At 64.4% G+C, this 20,697-nt stretch carries 17 protein-coding genes; 4 read left to right on the top strand and 13 right to left on the bottom strand.

The features are described from left to right. Positions 1-1,256 precede the first annotated feature (1,256 nt). Entirely contained in the window at positions 1,257-2,012 is a 756-nt protein-coding gene (locus tag BHE75_RS08105; RefSeq protein WP_070933571.1) for an SDR family oxidoreductase, read from the top strand. 163 nt (positions 2,013-2,175) lie between these two features. Here BHE75_RS08105 and BHE75_RS08110 read toward each other — a convergent pair whose 3' ends face one another. The 11 genes from BHE75_RS08110 to BHE75_RS08160 form a co-directional block, all read right to left on the bottom strand. Continuing rightward, positions 2,176-3,216 (bottom strand): PAS domain S-box protein, encoded by a 1,041-nt coding sequence (locus BHE75_RS08110; RefSeq protein WP_070933572.1) that lies wholly within the window; start codon positions 3,214-3,216, stop codon positions 2,176-2,178. A gap of 241 nt (positions 3,217-3,457) precedes the next feature. After that, on the bottom strand, positions 3,458-4,888 hold the full coding sequence (locus BHE75_RS08115; RefSeq protein WP_070933573.1) for an aldehyde dehydrogenase family protein: 1,431 nt from the start codon (positions 4,886-4,888) through the stop codon (positions 3,458-3,460). A gap of 45 nt (positions 4,889-4,933) precedes the next feature. Then, complete coding sequence (locus BHE75_RS08120; RefSeq protein ID WP_084653019.1) at positions 4,934-6,289, bottom strand: MFS transporter; 1,356 nt, start codon at positions 6,287-6,289, stop codon at positions 4,934-4,936. Positions 6,290-6,309: 20 nt separating this feature from the next. Continuing rightward, positions 6,310-7,176: an SDR family NAD(P)-dependent oxidoreductase gene (locus BHE75_RS08125; RefSeq protein ID WP_070933574.1), complete on the bottom strand. Its 867-nt coding sequence runs from the start codon at positions 7,174-7,176 to the stop codon at positions 6,310-6,312. Continuing rightward, the gene (locus BHE75_RS08130; RefSeq protein ID WP_015460080.1) at positions 7,176-8,045 is read right to left on the bottom strand and encodes an acetoacetate decarboxylase family protein; all 870 of its coding nucleotides are present in this window, start codon (positions 8,043-8,045) and stop codon (positions 7,176-7,178) included. Before BHE75_RS08130 ends, BHE75_RS08125 begins: the two co-directional genes overlap by 1 nt. Before the next feature lie 20 nt (positions 8,046-8,065). After that, complete coding sequence (locus BHE75_RS08135; RefSeq protein ID WP_070933575.1) at positions 8,066-9,064, bottom strand: Rieske 2Fe-2S domain-containing protein; 999 nt, start codon at positions 9,062-9,064, stop codon at positions 8,066-8,068. 141 nt (positions 9,065-9,205) lie between these two features. Continuing rightward, positions 9,206-10,279 (bottom strand): LysR family transcriptional regulator, encoded by a 1,074-nt coding sequence (locus BHE75_RS08140; RefSeq protein WP_236626808.1) that lies wholly within the window; start codon positions 10,277-10,279, stop codon positions 9,206-9,208. Next, positions 10,269-11,459 (bottom strand): amidohydrolase family protein, encoded by a 1,191-nt coding sequence (locus BHE75_RS08145; protein ID WP_015460083.1) that lies wholly within the window; start codon positions 11,457-11,459, stop codon positions 10,269-10,271. Before BHE75_RS08145 ends, BHE75_RS08140 begins: the two co-directional genes overlap by 11 nt. Positions 11,460-11,583: 124 nt before the next feature. Then, a complete protein-coding gene (locus BHE75_RS08150) occupies positions 11,584-12,849 on the bottom strand; it encodes an MFS transporter (protein ID WP_070933576.1) in 1,266 nt (421 codons plus the stop codon). Positions 12,850-12,875: 26 nt separating this feature from the next. Further along, the gene (locus tag BHE75_RS08155) at positions 12,876-15,176 is read right to left on the bottom strand and encodes a TonB-dependent receptor (protein ID WP_070933577.1); all 2,301 of its coding nucleotides are present in this window, start codon (positions 15,174-15,176) and stop codon (positions 12,876-12,878) included. 355 nt (positions 15,177-15,531) lie between these two features. After that, positions 15,532-16,098 carry a helix-turn-helix domain-containing protein gene (locus tag BHE75_RS08160; protein WP_070933578.1) on the bottom strand — a complete coding sequence of 189 codons (567 nt, stop codon included), beginning with the start codon at positions 16,096-16,098 and terminating at the stop codon, positions 15,532-15,534. Between the two features lie 442 nt (positions 16,099-16,540). Between BHE75_RS08160 and BHE75_RS24900 the strand changes: the two genes are divergently transcribed. Then, positions 16,541-16,942: a DUF6456 domain-containing protein gene (locus BHE75_RS24900; protein ID WP_254684539.1), complete on the top strand. Its 402-nt coding sequence runs from the start codon at positions 16,541-16,543 to the stop codon at positions 16,940-16,942. Between the two features lie 65 nt (positions 16,943-17,007). On the opposite strand, the gene BHE75_RS08170 is transcribed toward BHE75_RS24900, so the two are convergent. After that, entirely contained in the window at positions 17,008-17,772 is a 765-nt protein-coding gene (locus tag BHE75_RS08170; protein ID WP_070933580.1) for a TorF family putative porin, read from the bottom strand. 16 nt (positions 17,773-17,788) lie between these two features. Then, positions 17,789-18,220 carry a hypothetical protein gene (locus BHE75_RS08175; RefSeq protein WP_015460089.1) on the bottom strand — a complete coding sequence of 144 codons (432 nt, stop codon included), beginning with the start codon at positions 18,218-18,220 and terminating at the stop codon, positions 17,789-17,791. A gap of 203 nt (positions 18,221-18,423) precedes the next feature. Between BHE75_RS08175 and BHE75_RS08180 the strand changes: the two genes are divergently transcribed. Further along, complete coding sequence (locus tag BHE75_RS08180) at positions 18,424-18,948, top strand: GNAT family N-acetyltransferase (protein WP_191225164.1); 525 nt, start codon at positions 18,424-18,426, stop codon at positions 18,946-18,948. Between the two features lie 59 nt (positions 18,949-19,007). Then, complete coding sequence (locus BHE75_RS08185) at positions 19,008-20,684, top strand: MFS transporter (protein WP_041864974.1); 1,677 nt, start codon at positions 19,008-19,010, stop codon at positions 20,682-20,684. Positions 20,685-20,697: the final 13 nt, after the last annotated feature.

Below are 20,697 nucleotides of genomic sequence, written 5' to 3' on the forward strand. Positions count from 1 at the left end.
AGATGGCAGGGCGCGGCCCATCCGCTCGAAGCCGAACTGCGCGCCGGGCTCAGCCGCTTTTACGATCCGGAATTGAAGGCGCTCAGGCGCTACCTGCCCAATGTCGGCGACGACAAGGACGCCGACGCGGTCGACAGCTGGTATCTCTACCACCCGATGCTCAACCTGGGGCGGATGGCGCTGGCGGGCGATGGGTCTTCGGCCAGGCTGTTCCTCGATTGCATCGACTTCAGCATCAGGGCCGCCCGGCACTTCGACTATAAATGGCCGATCCAATATAAGATAACCGACTTTTCCGTCATCACCGCGACCGCCAACGACGATCGCGGCCAGACGGATGTCGGCGGCCTTTATGCCTATGTCATGCTGCAGGCGCACGAGCTGACCGGCGATCCGCGCTTTCTCGACGAGGCAAAGGCAGCGATCGATGCGGCCATGGGGATGCGGTTCAACCTCAACTATCAGGCGAACCTCACCGCCTGGGGCGCCGCGGCCTGCATGCGGCTCTACCGCATCACCAATGACGTGAAATATGCCGAGCAGAGCTATGTCTATCTCGCCAGCTTCTTCCACAATTGCGAGATATGGGAGAGCGAGCTCGAGCATGCGGTGCATTACCGCAATTTCCTGAGCGTCACCTGCCTCCAGGACGCGCCCTATATGGCGATCTACGAGTGTTTCGACGCCTTCACCGCCTTCGAGGTCTATCTGGACCAGAGCGGGCCGGATCTCGATCCGGCGGTGCGGATGCTGGTGGCCGAATATTGCAGATATGCGCTCGATCGCGCCTGGTATTATTATCCGGATGTCCTGCCGGCCGGGATCCTCGCGACCGGGAACCGCAACGGCCATATCGATCGCAAGCTGTCGTTCCCGCTGGAGGACCTCTATCCCGATGGTCAATGTCCCGGTCAGGTCGGCCAGGAAATATACGGCGCGGGTGCCGCGATGGTGTTTGCAACCCGCAATTTCCACGCGGTGGAAGGCGCGCCTTTCAAGCTGTTCTGCGACCATTTCATCAGGGGAATCGAGCGCATCGGCGATCGGTCGCTGAGCATCATGCTGGACGGCGGCGAAACCTGCGTCGCCACCCTGAGCTTCGTTCGGGAAAAGCGCCGCAAGCTGCCCAGGACAAAAGTTGCGGCCGCCGACGGCGATGTCCTGCGCGGGCACCCGATGGGGGCCGACCGCATCGATTATCACGTGCCGGCCAGTGGCCGTCTCATCATCAGCTGGATCGACGGGAAAGGGTAAGCATGACCGAGCTATCCGACGCACATACCCAGCAGCCGGGACTGGCGGGGCGCAAGGCCATCATCACCGGCGGCACGACGGGGATCGGCCGCGCGATCGCGGTGCTGCTCGCCTCCGAAGGCGCCAGGATATTCGTCTGCGGCCGAACGCCCGAGCATCTGGATGACGCGCTGAAGCGCATCCGCGAGGTAGGCGAGGGGGACGGCATCAATGTCGACCTTGCCAACCGGGAGGAGGCCGAGCGGTTTTTCGATGCCGCCGAGGATTATCTGGGCGGCATCGACATTGCCGTGATCAACGCGGCGGTCCCGGCCGAGGCGCTGGCCGAAACCGACGATGGGGATACCGATTACCAGATCGCCGTGGATTTCGCGTCCTACCTCACCACCACACAGGCCGCCGCGAAGCGGATGAAGGCGGGGAGCGATATCATCCTGATCGGATCGATGTCCGCCGTGTCGCGCAAGGGAGGCAATTCCATCTACGTGGCGGCCAAATCGGGCATCCAGGGATTTGCGAAATCGCTGCGGGAGGAACTGGCCGAGCAGGACATCAAGGTCGGCCTGATAGAGCCGGGCTTCACGGGCGCAGATTTCCAGTATCCCGAATTTCCTCCCGAAAAGCAGCGGGAGCTGATCCGGCAGCATAGGATGCTGCGGGCGGAGGATATCGCCGTCTCCACGCATTTCATGCTTACGCAACCCCGGCGCACGGCGATCTCGCTCATGCGCGTCGAGACCCGGCTCAACCATCCCTGAACGGATATATTCCGTCGACAAGCTGGTCCTGGTCCCGGCCAGCGTCGTCCCTCGATCCTCGCCCGGTCGCCGGATGCGCTGTTCTGAAACCGTCCGCTAGGAGCATCCGCTCGAACACCGCGACCATCGTGGGGATGGGCGGGACGGGCGCGCCTTTCCCGGCCTATCGCCCCAGCCTGTCCCTCGGCAGACGCAATGCCAGTTCCAGGCCGTCCGCCAGCCAGGCCCGTTCCATCGTGCCGCCCAGCCCCTTGAGGGCGGCGGCCATCAGGTCCGTGCCGAATCCGTGCCGCTCTTCGCTCGGCTTTTGTCCGCCATGCTCGCGCCACATGAGCAAGAGGTCGTCCCCATCAAGCTCGGCCTTGATGTCGAGCGTGCCCCGCGCGTTTGAAAGGCCGCCATATTTCACCGCGTTGGTGGCCAGCTCATGCAGCAGCAACCCCATGGAGGTGAGGGCGTGCCGCCCTATATCCACAGGCGGGGCTTCGATCGTGATGCGCCCACCCTCGAGATAGGGGTGGAGGACCGCGTGGAGAACGGCGTCCAGGGCGGCGCTTTCATCGGTCTCCAAGCCGGGTTCGGTAAGGATCAGGCGATGCACCGCGCCGAGCGCGGCCAGCCGGTCGCCCAGATCGTCGGCGAATGCGTCGACGGTCGAAGCACTCCGGCGGCTGACGCTGACCAATCCTTGCACGATCGTCAGGAGATTTTTGATGCGGTGATGCATCTCGCGCAGAATCATCTGCTGCGCCTCGGCTTGGCGCCGGCGTTCGCTAATGTCGTGGGCGATCTTGGAAGCGCCGATGATGCGCCCCTGCGCGTCGCGCACCGGCGAAATGGTGACCTCGATCTCGACCGGTATCCCGCCTTTGGCGAGCCGCACGGTTTCCAGCCGGTCGATACGTTCCCCCCGGCGAAGCCGGGCGATGATATCGATTTCCTCGTGAAGCCTGTCTTCCGGAATGAGCATGGTGATCGGCTGCCCGATCGCCTCCGCGCGGGTATAGCCAAAGAGCTTTTCGGCGCCGCCGTTCCAGCTTGTGATCAGCCCGTCGAGCGTCTTGCTGAGGATCGCATCGAAGCTGCTGTCGATGATCGCCCCGAGCCATGCCGTGGCGTCGGCGTCGGGCGGCTGGTTGTCCGTCCGGGCGGCGGCATCAGACGCCGTAACGAGCCTGATCGCTCTGCTGTCCGATCCCATCATGAAGCGCTCCTTGCTTGATGGTTGGCATCGAATTTTCGCACATGCTTAGCAAGGCGAGCCTGCAACTCCAACCGCCGGCCCGCAAATGGAATCGGCATCCGTGAACTGAGATCAAGCTAAGCCTTTAAGGGGAATCCGCAACGGCAGGTCGCCGGCTTTCGCTATAACATTCATCAATCTCGGGTGTTTGATCTTTTCCTGAATTGGACGAGGCTTGGATTGAAGCCTGCGCTCCCCGAGCCTAGGGGGCATTGGAGAAGCCCATCACGGCCTTTATCTCGACATACTCGTCAAAGCCGAAGGCGCCCCATTCCCGCCCGTTTCCGCTCATTTTATATCCGCCGAATGGCGTGAGGCTGTCGCCAGTGCTCCCGTTCAGCGATACGCGGCCCGCGCGCAGGCGGGCTGCGACTTCGCGAATCTGCGAAGGGTCGGTCCCCCAGATATAGGCGGCAAGGCCGTAGTCGGTATCATTGGCGATCTCGCAGGCCTGATCGAGCGTTTCATATCCCAGGATCGAGAGCACCGGGCCGAAAATCTCCTCGCGCGCGATGGTCATGCCGTTGGTGACATCTGCGAAGACGGTCGGCCTGACGAAATAGCCCTTGTCGATTCCGTCGGGCAGGCCGGGGCCGCCGGCAATCAGCGTGGCCCCTTCGTCCATTCCCTTTTTTATCAGGCGCTGGACCTTGCCCCACTGCGTGGCCGAGACGACCGGCCCCATCGAAACGTCCGTAGCCGGATCGCCAACGCTGATCGCCGCCGCCGCGTCGCGCGCGAGCCTGCTCACCTCCATCATTCGTGCCTTTGGCACGATCATCCGCGTCGGCGCGTTGCATGACTGGCCGCTATTGTTCATCACCTGCCTGATGCCGGCCGCGACGGCCGTGGGATAATCGGCGTCCTCCAGCAGGATGTTGGGTGACTTGCCGCCCAGTTCCTGTGAAACCCGTTTGACGGTAGGGGCGGCGGCGATCGCGACTTCGATACCGGCGCGTGTCGAGCCGGTGAACGAAACCATGTCCACCTGGGGATGCGAAGCGATGGCCGCGCCTGCCGCGGCTCCGCCGTTTACGAGGTTGAAGACGCCCGCGGGCACGCCGGCCGCATCCAGCACCTCGGCGAACAGATAGGCGCTGAAGGGAGCGATCTCGGACGGCTTCAATATCATCGTGCAACCGGTGGCGATGGCCGGCGCGACCTTGCAGGCAATCTGATTCAGGGGCCAATTCCAGGGCGTGATCAGGCCGCACACGCCGATCGGCTCCCTGACGATCCGAGTTGTTCCCTGCTCCTCCGCGAAGGCATAGTTCCGCAGCACGGCGACTGCCGCTTCGAGGTGGGCGAGGCCGCTTCCCGTCTGCGCGCGCAACGCCAGCGATCGCGGGGCGCCCATTTCCTCGGTGATCGCGTCCGCGATCTCGATTTCGCGCCTTTTATATTCGGCGATGATCCGCTGGAGGAGGTCGATCCGCTCCTCGCGCGTCGTCACGGCCCATGATGCGAATGCTCGCCGCGCCGCGGCCGCTGCGCGATCGACATCGGCCGCAGTTCCGGCCGATACGTGTCCGGCGACTTCCTCGGTCGCCGGATTGATGACGTCGAGCAACTGTGCCCCGCCAGCGGGATCCACCCAAGCTCCGTCGATGTAGAATTTCGTATATTCGCGCATGCCTTCTCCTGAGCGTGGCGGTATCCCACAGTCGGCCGCCGCAGATCAGACGATCCGATCCCGGGCGTTGTTCAGGCTGGCGCGATAGATGGGCAGCCCCATCAACAGGATCCCGATAATCACCGGCAACAGGATTCCGCCCGCGATGGAGATCGAATAGCGGAGCGCTGCCTCGTCGCCGAACCCGAAATCCGTGATCGCGGCGATGAAGCTGGCACCCAGCCCCAATCCGACGAGGTTCACGCACAGCAGCGTCAGCGCCATCACCTGCCCCCGCAACTGATTGGGGGTCACATCCTGGATCGCCGAGATCATGACCCCTTGCGCCGCCTGGCCGACCAGCGTGCCCACCGCCATGCAGCCGAGCGCAAGGGCCGCGTTCGGCATCAGCGGGCCGATGATCAGCGGGAGTGCCTTTATAAGGGTCGTCGCCAGCACGATGCGCATATTGGCATCGGCCCGGCCGGCTTTCATCAGGCGCCCGGAAAGCCAGCCCCCGCCAACGGTTCCAGCCGCGCCGCAGACCAGCATGACCGTTCCGTAATATAGTCCGACATCCTTGATGGACATGCCGTAGGTTCGGATCAGGAATGTCGGATACCAGAGCGAAACGCCTATCGCGAGCATGCCTATCAGCGAAATCGAGCTGATCAGCATGGCGTAGAGTTTCCAGTTCGCCTTGAGATAGTCGAAGGTTACCGACAAGGGCATCCGATGGGTTTCATATCCCTTAGCGAGCTCCCGCCGCATCGGTTCACGGATGGTGAGCAGCAGGGCGACGATGAAGGTGCCCGGCAAGCCGACCACCACGAAAACCATCTGCCATGGCGCGAGCGCCCCGATGATCGGCAGATCGCCGCCGCCCTTGCCGACGAAATATTGCAGCAGCGCCCCGCCGATGATGAGGGCGAGCCCGCCGCCGATCGGGTAGCCGATTGCGTAGCAACTGATCGCGAGCGCGCGGCGCTTTGAATCGAAATAATCGCTGATCAGCGAATATGCCGTCGGGCTGAGCGTCGCTTCCCCCACGCCTACGCCGATACGCGCCGCGAAGAGCTGGCCGAAGTTGCGCGCCAATCCGCATGCCATCGTCATTATGGACCAGAAGGCCACGCCCCAGACGATGATCCGCGTGCGATTTCGGCTCGTATCGACAAACCGCCCGATCGGAATCGCGGCAACGCTGTATAGCAGCGCAAAGGCGAACCCCTGCAGAAGGCTGATCTGGAAATCGCTGAGGCCCAGATCCTGCTTGATGGGGATGACGAGGAGGGTGAGCACGCGCGCATCGATCGCGCTGAAGCAATAAGCCAGCGAAAGGACGCCGACGACATACCAACGGTAAGGCGTGCTCGGCTCGCCTTGCGCCAGCCGCTGCCGCTCCAACACCCTGCTCGCCACGCGCGTTTTCCTTCCTATCGCTACCAGGCCGACACGGGGTTGGCCCGGGCCAACAGCGTGGTCATCCGCTCCCGCAGTTTGTCGTCATTCTCGCTGCTTTCGGGCAACAGCCAGAAGCGGCCTGCCCGAATGCCTTCGAGCGCGAAGGCCGCGACCTCCTCGGGTTCGGTCAGCGCCATTTTCAGGCCGGTTGTCCGAACCAGATCTTCCATCGTCTCATATGCGGGCTTGTTGCCGTCATCGTTGCCATAATCGGCGGGGCGGTTGCGCTTGGAGGCCAGGATGGACGTGTTCACGACATGCGGACCCGGGAACAACACCGCCGCCCGCACGCGATCGCCCTCGCGCAGCAACTGCTGGTAAAGGACTTCGCTGATGCTCGTCACCGCCGCCTTCGACGCGGCATAGATTGGGGTGTTGGGAAGCGAGCGCAGCCCGCCATTGGACGAAGAGGTGTTGATGACGACCCCCTCTTCACCCGATGCGAGCATCCGCGGCACGAAGGAGCGGATGCCGTAAACCACGCCGAAGAGGTTCACGTCGAACCCCCAATGCCAATCGCTGGTGGGAAGCGACCAGATCGTCCGCTGGGCCTCCCCCAGCCCGACACCCGCATTGTTGAAAAGCAGGTGGACCGCTCCATGGCGCGCCCAAACGGCCTCGGCCAGCGCTTCAACCGAGTCCGCCTTGGTGACGTCGACCTGGAGGCCAATCACGTCGCCACCGGTTTCCGTCGCTATTTCCGCGGCGGTGGCATCGAGCCTCGCCTGGTCGATGTCGGCGAGGACGATCTTCGCGCCCTCCGCCGCCAACTGGGCGCCCAGGGCACGCCCCACGCCGCTGGCGCCGCCGGTGATGACGGCGACGCGATCCCTGAAGTCGCGCATCAGGCTGCCTTGGAGCCGATCAGGGGAACGTCTATTCCGGGATTCGATGGCACGTCGTTGCGCTGGACCCAGAAAGGCGCGATGAACTCGCTGGGCACGGTGCGAAGCAATTGCCCGCTCGTATTGGTCGCCCCTTCGACATAATCGAGGCTGACGATGCGGCGGATGGGCACATCGACCAGCGGATCATATGCGGACTCGTGAAAGCGGATCTGCCCGTCGAAGCGGCGCTTCAAGCTGTAGTTCCGTTTCCAGTTGAGCCGTGTGAGAAACACGTCACCATCGAATTCACCCGGCGTGGAGATTGATGGCAAACCCTTGTAACAATAAAAATATTCCTCGAAGGGTTCGGGCTTGCCCTGATCCTCGCCGATCGTACCGTCGACCTCGAAATATGTGATGCCGTGTCGCGTGCAGGTGGCACGCACGTGATTTCCATCCTTTTCGAAGGTGGTTTCCGCGATCTTCTTGGGCTCGCCGAAACGTTCCCGGCCACTCGTGACCACGGACTCGCCTTCCATTGCCATATGGAACACGTAGCCGCCGGGTGTGCCTTCATAGTCGCACATCAGGCCCAGCGTCAGCGCGCCGATCTCGACGGTGGTTTCTGGCGTGACGTGCATGGCCACATGGGCGAACTGGAGGAAAACCTCGGGCCGCGCTGCCGGAACGAGAGGCCGCGGCAACATGGCGCGGACGATCTCGGCATCCGTTTCATAGGTGGCCCGGACCGTCCGCACCGTGTTGTTGAGGCTCGCCGAAGCCGGAGCGCCGGACGATCCCTGTACAAAGCGTAGCTTGGCCATATGCGCTTCTCCCTTGAGCAAAATTGCCCTCATCGCGCAGGCGGTGGCCTGCACGCAGAACATCCAGATCCTGAATCGGTCGGTCAGCCGGCCGCCATCTGCTGCGGGGCGTCCTCGCCTGCGTAGAATTGTTGGAAATAATGCCGGAACCGGAGGATCGGGCCGTCACCGTCGCACAGGAGCGGTTGCGCCCGGTGGATCTTGTGATGCCAGATCGGGATATCGCCTTCGACGCCCGTCTGCCCGCACGTATATTCGATCGCCATGAGCGCTGCCCGATGCTCCGGCGAGCCTTCATCCGTTTCAGGGAAGGTGAAGCAGAAGCGCAGCTCGACCTGATCGGCCTCGACGGGGGTTGCCAGAACCATCAGCGAAAGCGTGACGACGCCCTGCAGTTGCGTGAACTTCTGGCCCGCCCCGTTCTGGATGGTGTTGACGCTGGACGGAATGATCCTGGTGGTTCCATCGGGCAGCACCGCCACGCGCTCGCCATGTGCGCTGCTTCGCCGGATATGGCCGTCATAGGTGGTCTTGCCTTCGGGGACCGCTTCCATCTTGTGCACATATTCGAAGTGCGCGAAGTCGACGCCGTTCTCGGCAATTTCCTGAGGGTTGCTCGCAAAGCTCCAGAAACGGCGGACAGGGGGACTCCAGCCGCTATCGGTAAAGGGGGCATGTTCGATCACGTCGAATGTCGGCGCGATGCGATCGGGATGATACCAGGCCCACACCACCCCGTTCTTTTCCACTACCGGATAAGGCCGTGCGATCGGCTCGCGCCTGGTGATGGGCGGCATCAGCCTGGCATAGGGAATGTCGGCACAGAAGCCGTCCGGGCGATAGGCCCAATGATGAAAGGGGCAGCGAAGGCAGTCTCCCTCCACCGTGCCCCCATGGCCCATATGGGCGCCGAGATGCGGGCAATAGGCGTCAAGCAGGCCGACCGCACCGGATTCGCCCCGGAAAAGAACGAGGTCGCGGCCGAAATAATGGATCGGGCGGACCGCGCCGATCGCGAGCTCATCGCTATAGCTGACAAAGAACCAGCCAAATGGGATCGTCATCGGAAACCGTTGGAGCATCGATCCTCTCCTATCGCCGGCCGCCTTGTGGCGGTCCGGTTGCTGCTCTTTGGCGCTTTTCAAGATGCAGAATAACCTTTCATTCCAGCGGGTGAAGATCGCCGGGGGGGAAGCACTGTCCATGTCGGCGGACAATGGCGCCTATCGCCGGTGGATATGTTCACCCAAAGCGGTCATCGCCGGCCGCATCCATGGCCGTAGTTTGCGATGCTCAAAGCTGACGGCAAGGTGATCGATGAATGCGCGGGTGGCAGCGGGTATCATGCCCGGTGAAAACACCGCCCACACTTCCTTGTCGTAAAAGGCCCAGTCCTGGTTGAGCGCAACCAAGCGGCCATCCATCAGGTCATCGCGAATGATGCTGATCGGCAGCTGCGCGATTCCCAGTCCATGCCGCACGGCCGAGGCGAGCGCGATGCCGCTGTTGCTCTTCCACGTGCCCGAAACCTTCACCCGATTGTTGGGCGCCTGCTTTTCGTTGAAATAGAAATAGCCGCCCAGATCGGCGAGGCACGCATGCGCCGCCAGATCGGCAGGGCTTTCGGGCCAGCCGTGGCGCGCGATATATTCGGGAGAGGCGCACAGGCAGTATGAGAGATAGCCGAATAAACGCGCCTTGAGGCCGGAATCGATCAGCCTGCCGTATCGGATAACGACATCGAATTGTTCCTGCACGAGATCCGCCTCGCGCAGATAGGCCACGACCTCGAGCGAGATTTCCTGATGCCGGGCGCTGAATTCGGCGACGATCGATGACATGAAGGTGACGCCGAATATGTCGCTAAGCCCCACGCGGAGACGCCCTACGGGGCGTTCCTGGAACTGCGCCATCTGACGTTCCACATCGATGAGAGACGAGCGCATTTCCATGCAGCGCTGGTGGAACAGATCGCCAGCGGCGGTCAGCGACAGGCGCCGTGTCGTGCGGACAAGCAGGCGGGCGCCGACACGCGTCTCAAGTTCGCTCACCATCTTGCTGACGAAGGATTTGGAGACGCCGAGCGCCTCGGCTCCGGCCGTGAAGCTGCCGGTCTCGACGACTGCAAGAAACTCCTCGATACCGCGCCAAGTCACCTGTCGTGTCCCCTGCAGTGCCGCCTCGAAGGCGGCATTGCGCGGAACGCTATTCCTGTGCGGCACCGGAGGAAACCCGGTTTGGCCGGGATTGTTTACAATAGGGGCCAAATCTGTTGGCCGGTCGCGATCATGCGGCACGCTTGACGAACTGCGCCTTTTGCGGACCGATTTCGGCGGCGAGCTTCCACAGCGCCGCCTTGTCCACGTCGTAGACGTCGAGGGCGTTGCCGGCGAGCATCTTCTGAATATCCGCCTCGGGCAGGCCGCCCAGGCTCAGGCTCATCTTCTGGAGCGTCGCCGGCCAGGTTCCCTCGGGGTGAGGATAGTCAGTGCCCCACATGATCCGGTCGACACCGATCTTGTAATAGGATTCGGTCGTCTCCTCGTCCGGCAGCGCGGAACATCCCACCCAGATATTGCGGGCGAAATACTCGCTCGGCTTCATCGTCAGGTTGGAATTATAATCCCCGAGCTTGCCGCTGGTGTGCTTCACCGAAGCGCGGATATCCATGAGCTCGAGCACCCAGGGAAACCAGAATTCCCCGCCCGCTTCGGTGAAGGCGACCTTGAGGCGAGGATAGAGTTCGAACACGCCGCCGAAGATCATCGTCCACATCGGCCGTGTCAGCCAGAAGGCATATTCGGACAGATAGGTGCCGATCCAGCCTGGCTGGCTGGTATCATAGGCCGGTGCGCCGCCCGAATGGAAATGAACGGGCATGTCCAGTTCCTGAAGCAGATCCCACATCGGATAATATTTCCGATGGTTATACATCGCATAGCCATCCATGATCGCGGGCAGGAAAACGCCCTTCAGCCCGGCTTGGCGCGCCCACCGGATTTCCTTGAGATTTTCCTCGACGTCATAGAGCGCAGGAATGATGGCGAGGCCGATGCGGCGGACGGGGTCGTCGCGGCAGAAATCGGCCATCCAGCGATTATGCGCGCGGGCGCCTGCCCATTGCAGTTCCGGGGCCACGCCAAACGGGCGCAGGCCGACATCGGCGCCGAAGGGCGGAGCATTACGTTCGGTAATGCCGTCGGGGAACAGCACTTCGGCGGCCACGCCATCTTGATCGAGCACGCGGTTGCGGATGACGGGATCCCATGCGCCTTCCAGCCCGTCGCCTACCTTGGCGCGCCATTTCGTGTTGAAATCGTCGAGCAGGAACAGCTTTTCATGCTCTTCCCGAGCCTTGATCTCCCGCTCGAGGCGCTCGTCGAACTCCGCATGATATTGGCGCTCGAGATAATCGCGATAGCGTTCAGGCGGCAGCCCCGCGTGACCGTCGGACGATATGACGAGGTAGCGGTCCATGACATTCTCCTGCTGACGGCTGCGCGGGATTTCGCTGCTGCTTGCGCGGGGCTTCCCGGTGATTTGATCCTGTCCGATTTATCGCGCCGCACGGCGCCACCACAAGGCAACCACCGCGCACAAACTATCGCTCACAGGAAACGATCGCGTCCGATCGCACCCGGTTTTCGGCCAGCGACGGGCTGGTCCAGCAATAGCCGAGCATTGCCGCCATCAGCCCGCCGAGAACAATGAAGGGGCCGCTTGGCGCGATCTCATAAAGCGCGACGGCCAGGATCGGAGAGATGACGATCGAGGCGCCGGCGATCGACCCGACAGCGCCTGCCACCGCTCCCTGTCCTTCATCCGGCGCGGCAAGCGATGCGCCGGCGGAGAAGCCGGGCCGCGCAAGCCCATAGCCCAGGCTGGTCAGCGCGAAGGCGGCAACAAGGGCGCCATAGCCGGGAAGCATCACGATCAACATGTTGCCGCCGAGCGCGAGCGCGGCGCCCCAGCGGAGCAAGGCCCGGGGCATCATGCCGGCCATGGCTATCAGCCCCCATTGGGCGAGCAGCCCGGCGGCGGCGCCCGTCACCATGGCCAACCCGATCGCACCCTGCGCCTCCATCGGAGGAAGGCCGAGCCGGTCGATGACCTGAAAACCAAGGGTATAGGTGTTAGCGGCCTGAGCCGAGCTGACCGTGAAGCCATATAGGAGGAAGGGACGGATGCGCTGGTCGCCCCATATCGAGGCTGTCCTTTCGACGCGGCGGCTGGACAGTTTCGGCGGGCCATCCGCAGGCAGCGCGATAGCCGCCAGCAAAAGGATGGCGACGCCGCCCGCGGCGAAGAAGAACATCGGGGCCGACAACCCCACCGGCGGCAGGATCAGGAATGGTGCGAGTGCTGGGCCTAAGATCGTCCCCAGGCTGAGCGCGCCGCCCAGGGTCGCGATCGCCCTGACCCGGCGCGCGCCTTCGCTATGATCGGCGACATAGGCTTGCGCGGCGGCCGCGGAAGCCGAGCCGAACATGCCGTAGCTGGATCGGATCACGAGAAAGGCCATGAAGATCACGGTCGGCCCGGCAAGCTGGGCCGTCGCGGCGAGGACGACGAGGCCGCAGCCCAGCATCGAGAATATGAACCCGCCAAGACCGACAAGGATGAAAGGCTTGCGTCCCCGTCGATCGGATCGCGCAGCCCAATATGGCGAAAAGATTGCCCACATCAGCGCCGAAAGCGAGAAGATGCTGGCGATCAGGAAGTCCGATATCCCAAGCTGACGACCGACCGCGGGCATCACTGATATGAGACCCGTATTGCCGATCGCGGTCGCCAGCGTCGTGGCAAAGAGCGCCGCGAACGCCATCCGCGGCAAGCCGTTGGCGCCGGCGATCGCGGTTTCCCTCATCCTTCCGGCGCCCGCCACCAGCGCATTCAGAACTTGAGGCTGGCCTCGACCCCGAAGCTCTGGGGATCGGCCCACTGCCGAACCGTGAAGAGGCTGAGGTTGATGCCGCTGACCCAATATTTCTCGTCGGTGATATTCTTGCCCCAAACCGACAGCTCAAGTTCCGTGTTGCCGCCGAGCGCGATACCGGCGAGCGAGATCCGTCCATCGAGCACGCCATAGGCCTTGCGCTTGCTGAGCTCGTCGGGCGTGATCGTGCCCCATTGGGCGCTGCGCCAAGAATAGTTCAGGCTGGTGATTAGCTCCATCGAGCCGAGATCGAGCCGATGTTCCCCGCCAAGCAGGAAGTTGTGCTTTGGCGCCAGCGGAATCTTGTAGAGGTCCGTCACGTCCTCACCCGATGGCAGAACGAAATCCTTGTATCGCGCGTCGAGATAGCCATAGCCGAAATTAAGGCTCAGGCTGTCGATCGGGCGTATCTGGCCTTCGATCTCGAAGCCGGTGAATTCGGCCTTCCCGGCATTGATGATGTTGGTGGTGATCACCGCCGGCACGAACACGCCGGCCTGAAAATCCTTGTAGATACTGTGATAGACGGCGGCGTTCACGCTCAACCGGCGATCGAAGAAGGCGCCTTTGGTGCCGAGTTCGAAAGACAGCAGTTTTTCCGGATTGTAAGGCGCGTTGAAGGCCGCATTGTTGGACGCCGTGTCGTTGAAGCCGCCGCTTTTGAAGCCGGTCGCGACCCGTCCATAGACGTTCCAGTCGTCCTGCAGCTTGTAGCTGACGTTGAATTCCGGCGTCAGCCGCGACCAGGATCGATCATTCTGGAGAGGAATGAGATCGTCAGGCCCCGGATCCGCGCCGGGCAATGCGCCCGATGGCGGCCCACCGCTGATCGTGATCGGCGTCCCATCGGGGCCACGCTGGAAAACGCCCGAACCGGGGGCCGCCGGATCGGCGGCATAGGCGGTGTAGGAAATGAAACGTTCCCATACGTCCTTGGTGTCCCGCGTCCAGCGCAAGCCGACGGTAAGATCCAGGCGGTCGCCGGCAATGGGGGGCGTCCACGTAAATTGCCCGTAGCCCGCAACGGAATAATTATTGGCCCCTCGCTCGCTCAGGTCGAATTTATTGCCGCCGAACTGGAAGTTCCAGCGCGGATTATACACGCCATATTTATCCCGCATATAAAATGCGCCGAGTGTATATTTGATACGATCGGTGCTTCCGATAATCTGAAATTCTTCGCTGAACTGCTGATAATCATTGTTGAGCGTGAAGCGGACGAGGTCATTCGGCGTGCCGTCAAAATCGCTGTCGCTCCGGGTTTTGAGCTGCCGCCAGGCGGTGATGGATTTCAGCGTGATATCGCCCAGGCCGGTCGATCCGACGTCAAACTGCGTCGTCAGCGCATGACCCCATACCTTGAAATCGCTGCGGACATTGTTGTCGGCGGAAATCCGGTCCGGGCGATCGGGGTGAATATATGGGCCGATCAGGCCATAGAGGGGTGTCCCGGGAGCGATCGTGCCCGGCGCGCTGATCGCGAGCATCGCGCCGGTGCCGTTGCTGTCGCTGATGTCGAAACCATAAGCCAGCGAGAGCCGATCGCTAGGCTCCCATAGCAGGTCCACGCGTCCCGCCTTGAGCCGTTGCCGGCCGAAATCAGCCGACGGGCCGTCATTCTTGTAGAAACCGTCAAACTGGCGACCGGAATAAGCGAACTTGGCTTTCAGCGTGCCCAACGCGTCGTCAGGCGTGCCCATTGTCGGCAGGTCGACGGAGATGCGCTGGGTATAGAGATCATATTCGCCCGCGCCCAGCACGAGGCGCCCGCCAAATTCTCCCGAAGGCCGGCGGGTTACCAGGTTCACCGCGCCGCCTATGGTGTTCTTGCCGTACAGGGTGCCTTGCGGGCCGCGCAGCACCTCGATCCGCTCGAGATCGACCGTGTCGAATGCCGCGCCCGTCGACTTCGCGATCGGCACGCCGTCGATATAGAGACCGACGGGTTGATCACGGCCGAGGCTGGTATCGGACGACGGAGCAAGCCCGCGGATAGAGATGAGGGGGCCGAAGGTGTTGCCGACGGTCTGGTTGATCTGGATGTTGGGAACGAGCGTTTCAATATTGCTGACGGTTGTGACGCCGCCGCGCTCGAGCGCTTCGCCGCGCAGCGCGGAGACGGAAATCGGCACGTCGATCAGCCGTTCTTCGCGGCGTTGCGCGGTAACGACAATGTCCGCGATTCCGCTGTTGTCCTCAACAGGCTGATGGGTTTCCTGGGCGGCCGCCGGTGCCGAAATTGCGATGGCACTGTTCATCAGTATAATCAGTCGGACGCGGCGCCTCATATTCCCCTCCCTCATATGAAGTGGGGGGACAAGCGCCGCACCGACATGCTCCGGCGCCCGATCTCCCCCATCATGCTGCGATTTTCGCAGTCATTTGCAGATCGAATGCGCAATGCCGGAAGCCTGCTTCAATCGTTGCCAGCATATCCTTGCGGATAGGCCGACCTTCAACAAGAGCGTGAAGATGACCAGACTGTTTCTTATGAAGAACAATTGATGCGATCCGCAGGGGGAAGCCGCAACCGCCCTGTCGGTGGCGCGCCCGCCCGTATAGGGCGGGTTGGCCAGCCCCAACGGCCGGCGCCCGTCGATCGGCGTCCGCGCGCTACGCCAATATCCTGACGAGGCGGGTGGCGATGGCGATCCAGGCGGGATTGGTGACGACCTGCTGGCGGGAACCTGCGCCGGGGGGGAGCAGGAGCAGGCGATCCTCCTCCGCGCCGATGAGCCGGCCGAAGGCGAAGCGGCCGGCCGGGCGGGGAACCAGCACGTCGCGGTTGAGGGCGCGGGCGAAGCCATCCGGCGCAACGCGCTCGCACCATATCTCGTCGCCGGAGCGATAATCGCCGATCGAGCTTTCGACGAGCAACGCGACCGCGCCTGCCGTCGGCGCGGGGGGCGTGAGGTTGAGCGGCCGCGCTGGAGCATGCGCGCCATCGGCGCCTATCATCGCCAGCACCGGCAGGTCGATGCGATCGGGCAGGCGGACCAGATCGACCGCGTCCACGCCCAGCGCCGCCGCGATGCGGTTGAGCCAGCCGACCGAGACGGTGCGGGTCCCGGTTTCGAGCCGGCCGATCGTCTGCGCAGTGGTGGGCGGCACGCAGCGATCGGCCACATCCTGGAGGGTAAGGCCCTTGGCCCGGCGGACGTCTCGGATGCATGTGATCATGGCGTGTAACCCATATGGTTCATTGCTTTCCTACAGCATTACCCATGTGGCAATCAACTGCCTTGTCGAGGCAGGGAGAAACAGCATGGCGGCAATTGGGGCCCATGGCAGGCGGATCATGGCGGCGCTGGAGGAAGGGCGCCCCGCGAAGCGGCATGGCGATGGTTGGCGGGTGGGCGTGCTGGACGCGCCTGACAGCCTGATCGACACGCTGGCCCGTGCCGACCTGGTGACGGTGGCAGGCACGGCGTTGCGGCTGACGGCGGCGGGGCAGGGATTCACAGCCAGGATCGCCCGGCCCGATCGCGCCAACCGGCTGATCGTGGAGCGGCCCGTGCCTGCGGCGGAATCGAGCGGCGGCCGGGGTGGTGGAGCTGACGGAGCGCGGAGACGCGATGGCACGGGCGGGAATGAGTGTGGGCCGGCGCGGCCCGCGCGGAGCGTGGCGGNAAATGCGGGGGAATCGCCGCTGGGATGGCTGCTGTCGCGCGGACTGCTGACCCGGCGTCAGTTCGACGCTGGGGAGAGGCTGCGTGCGGACTGGGAGATGGCGGGGCTTTCGCCGCGCGTGACGATGCGCTGGGATGCGGCCCCGGTGGCGCGGGGCGCGAGGGGGCCGGACGCGCCATTGGACCCGACGCTGGCACAGATCGCGGCGAAACGCCGGTTCGACGGGGCGATTGCCGCAGCAGGGCCGGGGCTGGCCGATATCTGCTGGCGGGTCGTGTGCGGGGGCGAGGGGCTGGAGGGCGCGGAGCGGGCATTGGGCTGGCCGAGGCGCGCGGGCAAGCTGGTGTTGCTGATGGCGCTGGACCGGGTGGCGGATTTCTATGGTGTGCGATGAGGCGGCAGCACGAAGGCCGGGCTGGATTGGGCGCCCGCGTGCGATGCTTGAACGGGCGCTGCCCCTTACAGACTGAGCCGCGCGCGGGCGAGCAGCCCAGAGCCGGTGTGGCGATCGAGATAGCGGGTGGGGGTGCTTGCGGCCGGCCTGTCGATCGAGGTGGTGGTGAAAGCGAGGCCGAGGGTGATCGGGCCGCTGACATGGTCTACGCCGAAGCGATAATCCCAATAGCTGCCGGAGGGGCGCAGGCGGACGGCGCGATCGGGGCGGGTGACGTCTCCGCTCGACCGGCCGATGCCGGCGGTGAGGGTGAAGGGGGTTCCGGGCAGGGCGACGAGGGCGCGCGCGGCGAGATGGAGATTGTCGCCGCCGATCGCCGCTTGGGAGGGGGCATAAGCGGCGAGCAGATCGAACTGGGCCGGGCCGATCAGCAGGCCGGCCCCGGCTTCGACCTCGACATAATCGAGCCGGCCTTCGCCGGGGAAGATATGGCCGATGACCGTGGCGGTCAGGCGCCATGGCCCGGCATCGTGGCGATAGCCGAGATCGAGATCCAGGCCGGCGTCGGCGCCGCCATGACGGCGGCTGCCGCGCAACGTGCCGATCGCGGCGCCGGCTTCCAGCCTGTCGCCCAGCGGAAGGCGCAAGGTGGCCTCGGCTGCGGCTTTGCCATCGCTCCAGCTCAAGCCGCGGCGGCGCTGATCGGTGACGATTTCAGCCGAGAATTGCGGCCCGGCGAATGCCTGCGCCTGGGCGGGCGAGGTGGCGGCAGCGGCCGAAGCCGCGCCGGCCAGCGCGAGCGCCAGCGGCGCGGCCCTGCAATGGAGCATCGTTCAGTTGAGGGCGTCAGTTGAGGGCGAGCGTGCGGGCGGCGTCGATATCCGCAAGCAGGGTCGGCCGATCGGCTTCGGCCGTGGCGCGCAGATGTTCGCGCACGCGTTCGATCTTGCCGTCCAGCTCCGCCATGATCGCCTTGCGGCCGGCCATGCAGGTGCCGGGGCGCTGGCCGCTGATTTCCTTCACTTCCGGCAGCGTGCGGTTGAGGCTGGCGCCGGAGGCCGAATGGACCTGGCGGATGACGGTGACGCTGGCCTTCCAGCGGCAGCGTTCCGAACTGGGGCGCGGCGGCGGGGTGGTGCCCACCGTCTTCATGCGGGTGACGACCTCAGCGTCATAGGTGACGGCAACCGGCTTGCCGGCATGTTCGACAGTGACCTGATGGGTAATGGGAGCGTCGAGGCTCATCGTATAAGCGACTGCGAGCCAGAGAATGTTCACGTGGTGCCTCCAGACATTGACCGGAGCGAGCGCCTCCCCTGTTCGGCCGTCCCTTGGATGGGATCTCGTTGCCGGGCGGCTCCGAAGAGCGAGCAATGGAGAAGGCTTTAGGCGGGTGAGGATTTCCCGCTTGTTTCCGGCGGATGGTTTTTTGTGGCGGTTGGCCTTCCCTCCATCGCCGGCTTCGCTTTATCAGGCGCGGAATGATCGATCTTTCGCTGCTGACCATCCGGCCCGCCCGCCCCGATGACCTCGCCATGCTGCACCCCGTGATCGAGCGGGCCTATCGCGGGGATGCCGCGCGTGGCGGGTGGACGCACGAGGCGGACCTGCTGGAAGGCGAGCGCACCGACCGGGCGACGCTGGAGGCGATCCTTGCGGCGCCGGGCGAGCGGCTGCTGGTCGCCGAAGCCGGCGGCGCGATGCTCGGTTGCGTGCAGATCACCGACAAGGGCGACGGCACCGCCTATCTCGGGTTGCTCTGTGTCGATCCGCTGCGGCAGGCGGGTGGACTGGGCAAGCGGCTGATGGCCGAGGCGGAGGCGCAGGCACGGGCCTTGTTCGGCGTTGCGCGGATCGAGATGACCGTGATCGACAGCCGGGCCGAGCTGATCGCCTTCTACGAACGGCGCGGCTACCGCGTGACGGGCGAGACGCGGCCCTTTCCGGTCGCGGTGGAGCCGCCGCTGCGCTTCGCTGTGCTGGTGAAGCCGCTGGACGGCGAGTGAGCGACAAAATCGCCAGTTAGGGGGTGGCCCAAACCGCGGAATTGACGCATCGAAGGGGCATGGCCGGCCCTTTCGCATCCACCGCCGATTCCCCGCCACCGCCTTCGCCGCTGACCATATCGATCTTCCGCGCGGTATGGATCGCCAGCATGGCATCCAATTTCGGCGGGTTGATCCAGTCCGTCGGCGCATCCTGGCTGATGACCACCATCGCCCATTCGCCGACGCTGGTGGCGCTGGTGCAATCGTCCACCACCCTGCCGATCATGCTGCTTTCGCTGTGGGCGGGGGCGGTGGCGGACAATCTGGATCGGCGGATCGTGATGCTGTGCGCCCAGGGCTTCATGCTGCTGGTGTCGCTGACGCTTTCGATCTGCGCGTGGATGGGCGTGCTGACGCCCTGGCTGCTGCTGACCTTCACCTTCCTGATCGGGTGCGGGACGGCGCTGAACGGGCCGGCGTGGCAGGCATCGGTGGGCGATATGGTGCCGCGGCCGGTGCTGCCGAGCGCGGTGGCCTATAACAGCATGGGGTTCAACATCGCGCGGAGTGTTGGACCGGCGATCGGCGGGCTGATCGTGGCGGCGGCGGGGCCGGCGGCGGCGTTTGCGGTGAATGCCGTTAGTTATCTGGGACTTATCGTTGTCCTGACGCGCTGGCACCCGGTGCGGCCGCCGCGCATGCTGCCGCGCGAGACGCTGGGGACGGCGATGGCGGCGGGGGTGCGCTACGTCGCCATGTCCCCCACGATCCGGGTGGTGCTGCTGCGCGCGGGGCTGTTCGGCATCGCCGCGAGCGCGGTGCCGGCGCTGATGCCGCTGGTGGCGCGCGACCTGGTGACGGGCGGACCGCTGGTCTACGGCGTGCTGCTGGGCGCGTTCGGCCTGGGCGCGGTGGCGGGCGCGCTGAGCAGCGGACGGCTGCGGCAGCGCTTTTCGACCGAGACGATCGTGCGCGCGGCGACGCTGGCGCTGACGATCGGCGCGATCGTGGCGGGCATGAGCCACATCACGCTGGTGACGGTGGCGGCGCTGGCGCTGGCCGGCGCGGGCTGGGTGCTGGCGCTATCCACCTTCAACGTATCGGTGCAGATGGCGGCCCCCCGCTGGGTGGTGGCGCGCGCGCTGGCGCTTTACCAGATGGCGGCATTCGGCGGCATGGCGATGGGCGCCTGGCTGTTCGGCGAGGTGGCCGACGACCATGGCGTGCGCGTGGCGCTGATCGCCGCCGGGCTGGCGCAGGGCATCGGCCTGATCGTGGGCCTGCGCCTGAAGCTGCCGCAGGCGGATTTCATGAACCTGGACCCGGCGGGCCAATGGACGGTGCCGGAAACGGCGGTGGCGGTGCAGCCATCGAGCGGGCCGATCGTGATCAGCATCGAATATCATATCGACCCGGTGGACGTGATCGAGTTCCTGGCGGCGATGAACGAGCGGCGGCGCATCCGCATCCGCGACGGCGCGCGGCACTGGACGCTGCTGCGCGACCTGGGCGACCCGCGACTGTGGATCGAGCGATACAATGTGCCGACCTGGCTGGACTATATCCGCCATCAGGAACGGCGCACCCAGGCGGATGCCGAGAATTTCGAGCGCATCCGCGCGCTCCACCGCGGGGACGACAAGCCGGTGATCCACCGCATGATCGAGCGGCAGACCGGATCGCTGCCCTGGACCCGCGCGCCGGGCGCCCGCGAGATGGCTGATCCGATGACCGATCCCACGCGTTCCAGCTAGCGTGGCCAGCCGG

The organism is Edaphosphingomonas haloaromaticamans, from assembly GCF_001853345.1.
Taxonomy (GTDB): Bacteria; Pseudomonadota; Alphaproteobacteria; order Sphingomonadales; family Sphingomonadaceae; genus Sphingomonas_E; species Sphingomonas_E fennica.

Excerpts from the sequence above, each read along its gene's own strand:
- BHE75_RS08105 (WP_070933571.1), top strand. The coding sequence starts at position 1,257 with ATGACCGAGCTATCCGACGCACATACCCAGCAGCCGGGACTGGCGGGG.
- BHE75_RS08110 (WP_070933572.1), bottom strand. The coding sequence starts at position 3,216 with ATGATGGGATCGGACAGCAGAGCGATCAGGCTCGTTACGGCGTCTGAT.
- BHE75_RS08115 (WP_070933573.1), bottom strand. The coding sequence starts at position 4,888 with ATGCGCGAATATACGAAATTCTACATCGACGGAGCTTGGGTGGATCCC.
- BHE75_RS08125 (WP_070933574.1), bottom strand. The coding sequence starts at position 7,176 with ATGCGCGACTTCAGGGATCGCGTCGCCGTCATCACCGGCGGCGCCAGC.
- BHE75_RS08130 (WP_015460080.1), bottom strand. The coding sequence starts at position 8,045 with ATGTTCTGCGTGCAGGCCACCGCCTGCGCGATGAGGGCAATTTTGCTC.
- BHE75_RS08135 (WP_070933575.1), bottom strand. The coding sequence starts at position 9,064 with ATGCTCCAACGGTTTCCGATGACGATCCCATTTGGCTGGTTCTTTGTC.
- BHE75_RS08145 (WP_015460083.1), bottom strand. The coding sequence starts at position 11,459 with ATGGACCGCTACCTCGTCATATCGTCCGACGGTCACGCGGGGCTGCCG.
- BHE75_RS08150 (WP_070933576.1), bottom strand. The coding sequence starts at position 12,849 with ATGAGGGAAACCGCGATCGCCGGCGCCAACGGCTTGCCGCGGATGGCG.
- BHE75_RS08155 (WP_070933577.1), bottom strand. The coding sequence starts at position 15,176 with ATGAACAGTGCCATCGCAATTTCGGCACCGGCGGCCGCCCAGGAAACC.
- BHE75_RS08160 (WP_070933578.1), bottom strand. The coding sequence starts at position 16,098 with ATGATCACATGCATCCGAGACGTCCGCCGGGCCAAGGGCCTTACCCTC.
- BHE75_RS08170 (WP_070933580.1), bottom strand. The coding sequence starts at position 17,772 with ATGCTCCATTGCAGGGCCGCGCCGCTGGCGCTCGCGCTGGCCGGCGCG.
- BHE75_RS08180 (WP_191225164.1), top strand. The coding sequence starts at position 18,424 with ATGATCGATCTTTCGCTGCTGACCATCCGGCCCGCCCGCCCCGATGAC.
- BHE75_RS08185 (WP_041864974.1), top strand. The coding sequence starts at position 19,008 with ATGGCCGGCCCTTTCGCATCCACCGCCGATTCCCCGCCACCGCCTTCG.